This window comes from Rhodococcus sp. (in: high G+C Gram-positive bacteria) (genome assembly GCF_049286785.1).
Classification (GTDB): domain Bacteria; phylum Actinomycetota; class Actinomycetes; order Mycobacteriales; family Mycobacteriaceae; genus Rhodococcus_F.
Genome location: NZ_JBAQEO010000041.1, coordinates 1 through 8328 on the forward strand (window position 1 = coordinate 1; position 8328 = coordinate 8328).

General features: G+C 64.1%; 10 protein-coding genes and 1 pseudogene. 5 read left to right on the forward strand and 6 right to left on the reverse strand.

Going from position 1 to position 8328, the window contains the following annotated elements:
* Nucleotides 1–404: FCD domain-containing protein (locus WAW17_RS01820; protein ID WP_422331321.1), on the forward strand; the 404-nt coding region annotated here is incomplete at its 5' end.
* Nucleotides 405–594: 190 nt separating this feature from the next.
* On the opposite strand, the gene WAW17_RS01825 is transcribed toward WAW17_RS01820, so the two are convergent.
* Nucleotides 595–1029, reverse strand: a complete 435-nt coding sequence (locus WAW17_RS01825) for an ATP-binding protein (protein ID WP_422331322.1) — start codon at nucleotides 1027–1029, stop codon at nucleotides 595–597.
* A 150-nt stretch (nucleotides 1030–1179) separates the two neighbouring features.
* Nucleotides 1180–1977, reverse strand: coding sequence for an SDR family oxidoreductase (locus tag WAW17_RS01830; RefSeq protein ID WP_422331329.1), 798 nt, complete (start codon nucleotides 1975–1977; stop codon nucleotides 1180–1182).
* Between the two features lie 410 nt (nucleotides 1978–2387).
* Between WAW17_RS01830 and WAW17_RS01835 the strand changes: the two genes are divergently transcribed.
* Nucleotides 2388–2927 (forward strand): Dps family protein, encoded by a 540-nt coding sequence (locus WAW17_RS01835; RefSeq protein WP_422331323.1) that lies wholly within the window; start codon nucleotides 2388–2390, stop codon nucleotides 2925–2927.
* A gap of 140 nt (nucleotides 2928–3067) precedes the next feature.
* On the forward strand, nucleotides 3068–3331 hold the full coding sequence (locus WAW17_RS01840) for a GlsB/YeaQ/YmgE family stress response membrane protein (RefSeq protein ID WP_422331324.1): 264 nt from the start codon (nucleotides 3068–3070) through the stop codon (nucleotides 3329–3331).
* A 104-nt stretch (nucleotides 3332–3435) separates the two neighbouring features.
* Here the strand turns inward: WAW17_RS01840 and WAW17_RS01845 are convergent, their stop codons facing one another.
* Nucleotides 3436–3768 carry a MerR family transcriptional regulator gene (locus WAW17_RS01845; protein ID WP_422331325.1) on the reverse strand — a complete coding sequence of 111 codons (333 nt, stop codon included), beginning with the start codon at nucleotides 3766–3768 and terminating at the stop codon, nucleotides 3436–3438.
* A gap of 353 nt (nucleotides 3769–4121) precedes the next feature.
* Between WAW17_RS01845 and WAW17_RS01850 the strand changes: the two genes are divergently transcribed.
* Both WAW17_RS01850 and WAW17_RS01855 read left to right on the forward strand, forming a co-directional pair.
* Complete coding sequence (locus WAW17_RS01850) at nucleotides 4122–4379, forward strand: BON domain-containing protein (RefSeq protein WP_422331326.1); 258 nt, start codon at nucleotides 4122–4124, stop codon at nucleotides 4377–4379.
* Nucleotides 4376–5092 carry a metallophosphoesterase family protein gene (locus WAW17_RS01855; RefSeq protein WP_422331330.1) on the forward strand — a complete coding sequence of 239 codons (717 nt, stop codon included), beginning with the start codon at nucleotides 4376–4378 and terminating at the stop codon, nucleotides 5090–5092. The genes WAW17_RS01850 and WAW17_RS01855 overlap by 4 nt, the downstream gene beginning before the upstream one ends.
* A gap of 126 nt (nucleotides 5093–5218) precedes the next feature.
* Here WAW17_RS01855 and WAW17_RS01860 read toward each other — a convergent pair.
* The 3 genes and pseudogenes from WAW17_RS01860 to WAW17_RS01870 form a co-directional block, all read right to left on the reverse strand.
* Nucleotides 5219–5661, reverse strand: a pseudogene (locus WAW17_RS01860) (molybdopterin-dependent oxidoreductase); the annotation flags it as partial.
* A gap of 159 nt (nucleotides 5662–5820) precedes the next feature.
* On the reverse strand, nucleotides 5821–7032 hold the full coding sequence (locus tag WAW17_RS01865) for a hemerythrin domain-containing protein (protein WP_422331327.1): 1212 nt from the start codon (nucleotides 7030–7032) through the stop codon (nucleotides 5821–5823).
* A 29-nt stretch (nucleotides 7033–7061) separates the two neighbouring features.
* The gene (locus WAW17_RS01870; protein ID WP_422331328.1) at nucleotides 7062–7718 is read right to left on the reverse strand and encodes a helix-turn-helix domain-containing protein; all 657 of its coding nucleotides are present in this window, start codon (nucleotides 7716–7718) and stop codon (nucleotides 7062–7064) included.
* Nucleotides 7719–8328 lie beyond the last annotated feature (610 nt).

Here is an 8328-nt window from a genome sequence, read left to right on the forward strand (position 1 = left end):
GCGTGGCATTCACGCAGACGGCGCGCGAGTTCCACGATCTCATCGTTTCCTTCACCCCGAACGCGACCATCCGATATGCCGTCAGAAGTTATGTCGCTCTGTGGTCGGCACAGGAGGAGGCATGGGCGGAGGCGCTGACGAGGCGCGGCGAGTACCCATCCGAGGCCGAAGCCGATGAGACAGTGCGCGCGCACCGCCGGATCGTCAAGGAAATCGCGGCGGGGCGTGTTGCAGAGGCGGAGAGATTGGCCCGCGCCCATCTCGCTGCGACCCAGGTTCTGGTACTCGAGCGCTTCGGCGACAGTGTCGTCAACGCCTCGGCCGCCATGGCGCGCCATACCTCCACCCGGCGCTCACGCATCCAGCATCCCGATCCGGCGCTTGCCTTGTTCAGGCGGCTCTGAACAAGGCAAGGAGTGATAACATGTACGGCACAGTGTCCTCGTAACGATCCGTCCTCGTAACGATCCGCATGCAGCCGTGCTCGAGCGGCGCACCCCGGACAGGGGCGCGCCCGAATTCTGGACATCTGCATCCAACAGACCCCCACTCGCTGAGCGATCTGCGTCGGTGTCATCGAACCGGAGACGGCGGCTAGATGTTCCCCCTCCGCTTGATCAGCTCGACTGTGACCTCACGTTCGGGCGCTGCTTCCTCACCGGATACGGCAACTGTCACGGTAGCGAAATCCATCAATGTTTCCAGGACGTGCCAGCCGAAACCCTCCTGATTCGGCACCCCCTCCCGATCGACGGACGCACTGACCGTGATGTGGAGCGCGATCTCGGATGACGCGAAGGAACAGGTAAGTTCCGATCCTTTCCGCGTGGCGGCAATCAATACGGAACAGACCTCGTCGACAGCGAGTTTGACGTCGGCGACATCGTCGAGTGTGAAATCACCCAGGATCGCGATTGTCTCGGCCACGGCCCGCACCACGGGTAACTTCTCGAACTCCGCCGCGACATGGAGTACCACTGGCACACCGGATTTCGTAATCATTCGCTCAACCTCGCCAACCTCGGCCATCTGCACTCCACGTCATCGTCTGTATTTTCGACTGCCCGCAGCGTACCCAGGGGCGACCGCATTCAACCGGGAGGAGGACAACTGCCCGCGGCGTACCACCGGACCGGAAATTGCGGCCGAAGTCGGCACACGTACACCCTCCGGGAACCGTCATCCGGGGAGGGTCTCGCCGCCGAGCGGCGCCAGCACTTCCCCCGAATAGTACGACGAAAGCGATCCGGCGGCGAAGAAGACGTACGACGGCGCGATCTCGTCGGGTTGCGCCGCTCGACCGTACGGCGCCTGCGTGCCGAATTCGGCAACCTTCTCCTCGCTCATGGTCGCCGGTATCAACGGGGTCCACACAGGTCCGGGTGCAACGCAATTCACCCGGATGCCCTTCTCGAGGAGCGACTGCGCAAGCGCATAGGTCAACGCCGTGACCGCGCCTTTGGAGGCCGAATAGTCGATGAGCGACTTGTTGCCGCGGAGTCCGTTGACCGAACCGGTGTTGATGATCGAGGATTCCGCGCCGAGATGGGGCACAGCCGCCTTCGTCACATGGAAGAAACTGTCGATATTCACCGAGAACGTGCGTCGCCACTGCTCGTCCGATAGTTCGACGAAGTCGTCGACGGGCTCCTGGTAGGCGACGTTGTTCACGAGGACGTCCAGTCCTCCCAATCCGGAGACGGAGCGCTCGACCACCTTGCGGCAGTGTCCTGGATCTGCGAGGTCACCCGCAACGGTCACGCATTTCCGCCCCTCCTGTTCCACCAGCGCAGCGGTGTGGTCGGCGTCCACACGTTCTTCGAGGTACGCGATGGCCACATCGGCACCCTCCTTCGCGAACGCCACGGCAACGGCACGCCCGATGCCGGAATCACCCCCGGTGATCAGCGCCTTCTTGCCTTTCAGCAGTTCGTTTCCCCGGTAGGCGCGCATCTCGTCGTGCGGTTCCTCGGCCATCTCCGCCGTGCGGCCGGGGTATGCGATGGTCTGCGGACTGTGCTCGCTCACGGGGCCTCCGTCTCCTGGGTTGTCGTTCTCCCGCCCGATTACCCAGGACGATCTCGGCCAATCGGCGGCGACCCGGTGAGGAATCGGCCCGAGACAGGTGCTCACCGCCGCAAGAACGTCCCTCGCGGAGAATATCTGGTTTGCGCGCTATAGGTTTTGTTGTATGTTCATAGAGTCAAATTTCAACTGGGAGTGAGAGAACACTCGTCTCCGCCAGCAGAAGGGACGACGGGGTGGTCGCGCGAGACAAATCAACAGGGTGAACTCCGACGGCCGATTCCGCGCCATAACGACCGCGAGACGACCCGAACGCCCCGAAATCACGCAGTACCGAAAGAGGCAGAACGAGAGGATTCAGAATGTCGCAGTTTACCGTTCCCGGCCTGTCCGACGAGCAGGGCTCGCGGGTCGCCGACGTACTCCAGAAGCGTCTCAGTGCGTACAACGACCTCCATCTGACCCTCAAGCACGTTCACTGGAATGTGGTGGGACCGAACTTCATCGGCGTCCACGAAATGATCGACCCGCAGGTGGACCTGGTCCGCGGATACGCGGATGCGGTGGCCGAGCGCATCGCCGCCTTGGGTACGTCGCCGAACGGCACACCCGGGGCAATCGGCCGGGACCGCACCTGGGACGACTACTCGGTCGGTCGCGACAGCGCGCAGGCACATCTCGCCGCACTCGACCTCGTCTACAACGGGGTCATCGAGGACAGCCGCAAAGCCATCGAGGAGATCGGTGAGATCGATCCGATCACCGAGGATCTCCTCATCGGTCAGACCGCCGAGCTCGAGAAGTTCCAGTGGTTCGTCCGCGCTCATCTCGAGAACTCAGGGGGCGGCCTGATCCACGAAGGAGCCCATTCCGAGAATCAGGCCGCAGCGAAGGTCCGCTGAGCCGGTTCGGTCCGTATACAGATCCGACCCGCGCAGGCGAGGCGCGCGCACAGGGCACGTCAACGCGCCGAACAGTAGGACCCGGTGAGGCGAATCCCGCCCTGCCGCCATATGCGCACACATTCTCGAAAGGAACACCCATGCTAGGACTGGGAATTCTCGGCTGGATCATCATCGGTGGTATCGCCGGATGGATCGGCAGCAAGATCATGAAGACCGATGCCCAGATGGGCATCATCCTCAACGTGGTAGTCGGTATCATCGGCGGCCTGATCGGTGGTTACCTCCTGAAGGTGTTCGGTGTCGACGTCGAAGGCGGCGGCCTGTGGTTCAGCTTCTTCACGTGCCTGCTCGGTGCGGTGATACTTCTGTTCCTGGTCAAGTTGGTGACCGGCCGACGGTAACGGTCCGCGTCACCCCGGAAAGGCCCCTCGTCCTATTTCAGGACGAGGGGCCTTTTCGCCGCCACCAGGGCGGCAAACCCGGACGACCCAGAGACCCAGTGGTGTCAGGAACTTCCCACGGTGCCTTGATCGAGTAACCGCACGCCGGATTCGAGTTCCGCAACGCGCGCCGCCAGCGCGGCGTTCTCGGCCTCGAGATCGAGGATCTGACGGATGCCCTCCAAGTTGACCCCGGATTCGATCAATGCCGAGATCCGGGCAAGACGGACCAGGTCGTCTTCGCTGTACCTGCGGGTACCGCCCTCCGTGCGACTGGGCATGATCAGCCCGCGGCGCTCATAGAGACGAAGGGTCTGGGGACCTAACCCGGACAGCTCCGATGTGACCGAGATTCCGTACACGCCTCGACGAGAGCGCGAATAAGCCTCAGGCGTCATAGACGGCGCCCCCTTCTGCTTAGGGAACATTGCAGCGCATGGTATCAGGGCGAGGTAAGAGAATCTGAAGCGGGAAGCAGAGGTCCACCCAGATCGTCGAGTATGCGCAGCACCGGACGGTGCTCAACACGTTCACGCAGCCGATCCCCGAACGGGTGCGCTCCCTGCTCCCTCATCGGCGTCTCGATCCTGCCGGCGGCCCCGAGCACACAGGACACAAGATCCCGAATTTGCAACAGCAGCCTGCGGAACGTTTCAACCGTCGGTTCGGGGAAATGCTGTATCCAGCACGTTTCGCCACGAACGGCGCGGATCGTGTCGTCGACCGAGTCCGTGCGGGAGAAGGCGAGCCCATGAACACCCACGACGCACCCCAGTACGTGGTCGCCCGCCTCCGGCGTGCTCTCGCGGAGGACCCGCGGACAGCCGAACTCGGCGTCCGGGTGACTATTCGTGGCAACCAGTTGTATCTCAGCGGGGCAGTGATCTGCCCCGCGCGCAAGAGGGACCTCCTCACGGTGATCCTGGAACACTTACCGAGCGCTCTGGTGCGCAACGACGTCCATGTTGTCGATAATCGGGAACCGGCCGGTCGAGAGGAACTCGACTGATGCGCATCGCGGCCGTCGGAGACGTCCATCTGGCCGAAGATGCGCGCGGACAACTCCGTCCCGCGCTGGAGAAACTCCGTGAACGAGCCGACGTCCTTCTGCTCGCCGGCGATCTCACCCGCCACGGCACTTTGGAGGAAGCACACGTCGTGGCCGACGAATTTTGCGATCTCGGTGTGCCGGTGATCGCCGTCCTCGGCAATCACGATTACCACAGCGATGCGGCCGAGGAGATCACAGTCCTCCTCGAAAGCCGCGAGATCACGGTCCTCGAGGGGACGGCCGCCACACTGACCGTGGACGGACAGACACTGGGGGTCGCGGGAGTCAAGGGTTTCGGTGGCGGATTCGCGGGCAAATGCGCCAGCGTCTTCGGGGAGCGGCAGATGAAAGACTTCGCCGAGTACACGATCCGGGTGGCCGACCGACTGAGAGAAGCGCTGTCCGGTTTGGACACCGAGATTCGGGTCGCGCTCACTCACTATGCACCGATCAAGGACACGCTCAGTGGTGAGCCGCGGGAGGTCTATCCGTTCCTGGGTTCCTATCTGCTCGGCGAACCTATCGACGAGTTCGCTGTCGACCTCGCTCTCCACGGTCACGCCCATGCCGGATGTGAGCGCGGGACCACGCCCGGTGGGGTGCGGGTCCGCAACGTCGCACAGCCTGTTATTCACTCGGCGTACGTCGTGTACGGAATTCGCTCGAACTGAATCGGAAGGGGCGACGTCTCAGCTGGCGAGAAACTGCGGTGACAGGGCCTTGAGCATGCCGTTGGCCCATCGCATCTGCCGCAGCGTGTCGGGATGGCAGCGCTGTGCGAGATCGATGAGGTCCACCTGATACAGCCGTTCGGTTCCGCTGGGATGTTCGGTGTCAGGGCCATTGAATTCCGCTGCCCCCGCGCAGCTTCTCGTACGTGATGCCGGTGTAGTCGCAGGGTCGGGCCGGCGCTACGTGTCTTCCACGCCTCGAACGCCGACACGGCGTCCGTCCATGGCACGAGTGGCCGGTCGTCGTTGCCTCGGAAGTCCATGCGCCGGGCGTAATGAAGGAAGATGTCGAGGTCGGGACGGGCCGAACCGGGCGGGTCCACGGCCTTGTCCGACAGATGCACGGTGCGATCGGCGTTAATGAAGGTGCCGGTTTTGTCCCCCCTCCCCCAGGTAGCGGCGGGGAGCACGACGTCGGCGAGTTCGGTGGTCTCCGTGGGAAAGATGTCCTGGGCGACTACGAACAGGTCTTCCCAGGCGTAGATCGAACGGATCCGGCGAAGATCGGGCGGCCGGACGTAACCCCGCGGTTAGCAGCTCCCGTACTCGATGGGTGGCAACATCATTCACGCTATGTGGGATGCCCTGTACCACCCGCTACGACAATCTCTCCCAGACTTACCGTGCCGGTGTGATGCTGTCAGTTGTCTGCACCTGGCTGCGGCGAATCACGTCGGGAACTTGGCCTGGGCCGTTCGAGGCAAGGCCGACCCTGCAGGCGTGCCAGCATGCGCCTGCCTCCGCAGCGCCTCCAGATTCTGTCGCATCGGTGGCCGCATGTCCCGGTGCTGCGGCAACAGGCGTGAGTAGAGCAAGAGCAGCGGGCGGTACGGCATTACGTCGATCCGATACGAATGCGTCACCAGGGTCCCGTCGCCGTCCGGTGTGAAGGCGTATGACCAGGTGGTCGAGTCGTGGTAGAGCGGGTTGCGCCGGTCCGACACCGTGCGGAATTCGAACTTACTGCCCGGATCGGCGACGGTGACCTCGCAGACCCGGGACCAGCGCATGCGATGTGCGCGGTTGTGCCCCCGGAATCGGGCGCCCACGGTCCCCGGCGCCCGTCCCGGTAGCCACGCGCAGCTGCGGCACTCGGGGCTGCGTTCGCCGATGCGGGTGACGTCGGCGACCGCGGCGTACAACTGCCGGGCCGGGACGTCGATCCACAGTTCCACCGCGCCCTCGGTGCGGGGCGGTTGGTGGAGCCGGGGGCTGACGTCGAGGTCGGCACCCCACCGGGCCGCGCACGCCCGCCGATACGATCGTTTGAACGCATGGAGCAGGATGAACCGGGTGACGGGATCGACTTTGCGAACGGTGACGTCGTAGTCTTCGCGATCGACGTGGTCGATGATCCAGTGAGCTTCGATCCCCAACTCTTGCTTGGTCTTCGAGGCGATGAACACTCTTTGCTCCACGTCGTCCCACTGTCGGGGGGTCAGGGTTCGGGCGACGACCGGCATCATCTCGTTCTCTTCGCGCTGCAAATGCGGCAGCAGCACCTGCTCGAGAGCGGTGAGGGAATTCGAAAGTTCTTCTCGGGCAGCCGGATCTGTGCGGTATTCGGTTGCTGCGGCGGTAACCCGCTCGATCTCGGGACCGATCCGCGCATGGTCGGCGTCCATCGCGTCGAGCAAAGCTCCAGCGGCCGGGTTCAACTCGCGGACCAGGGGCCACAGCCCAGCGTCCTCACCGCTGTGGTGCAGGTGCAGGAAATGCATCATCCACACGAGATGGTCGGCGAGGGCGACCCGCTGAGTCTGCGCGGGCGGTGGTGCTGTGCGCAGCACCTGCCCGGCGCGTGCGAGGTCGCGGCGCAACGCGTTGTGCACGATACGCATAATGCGCGTGTCGGCGGGGGGCAGAGGGTCGGTTGTCATGACCTACTCCAGATAATGGCGCCCGAGTGTCACACCGGGCGGTAAAGGATTTCTTCCATGCGGTCCATCAGCCATGCCTCGTAACGGACGCGACTCCAACCGCATTCGTCCACCAGCAGGGCGTAGACCTGGTCGCTGGTCTGGACCCACAGTTCGTCGACCTGACCAGGATCGGGACGGCGGCCCATGATCAGACCGGCAACGTCGGCGACCGAGCGCCTGCGCTGCCCATCCAGATCGGCGCCCACCGCTGCGAGCGTGGCATCCACCGTCGCACCTTGACGAAGTGCCACGGCCAGGCGATAGATGCGCTCGTTGATCATGGTGGCCATGCGCGCGGCGAGCTCGATGCGGTCGCCGGTTGTGCGCCCCGCACCGATCGCCGTGTAGATGGGCCGATCGGCCAGCGGCACCGGCGCGTCATCGCCGACGACGGCGACGTCCAGTGCCGACTTCAATAACTGTGCCTTGGATCCGAATGTCGCGTAGACGGTTTCGACGGAAACCGCCGCGGCCCGCGCGACACCCCTCATCCCGGTGCCGACCCAGCCGCGCTCGGCGAACAACCGGGTGGCGGCCTCGAGTATGACCGCTCGCGTCTGAGCTGCCTGCATCCGACGCAGCGGAGAGCGGTACCGGCGGTTCTCGGATCCGCCCGTCGCCGAGTCGTACTCGACCGTCGACATACCCCAATCCTAGAACCCGCGAGTTTTCAATACAACGCTGTTCAAGCGATTTTCTCGGAAGACCTCCGCGCCCCAGCACCTCGACAGAGAGCCCCTACCAGCAATCCCTGGCCGGTCGGAGAAACGCGACTTGCTCGTTCAATCCCGGATCGCATCGCACTCTTCCTGGTCCTTGCAGATGCACCCGCCGATGCAGGCAATGCTCTCGATGCCTGAATCCAGCGCGTCCCCGTCGACGGTGCAGGGCTCGAGCACCCAGGTGTGGGTTCCGTCTCGCGGGCAAATCGCGCGCCATCAGATTCACCCGTGCGTCGGCGACGCTAGCGCCTTCGTCGTCGACCCACATATCCAAATCCGGTGTCAGCCGTACCACCTCGACCCGTGCCACCGTGGGTGCCCGGACGGACATCCGGCGCCTCGACGCCGACACGCTGGAGCATCTGGCTGATCCCCGGCCGACTGACGCCGTTGACCTCCGCCGGTCGCTTCTGGGTGACCCCACTCTCGTAAGGCAATCGCCTATGTCGGTAACGACGCCCCCGGGGCAGCGACCGCCCGCCGGTGTGACGGCCTACGGCCGGGGCGCCGGCGTTGTCGTTGGCTGCGCTGT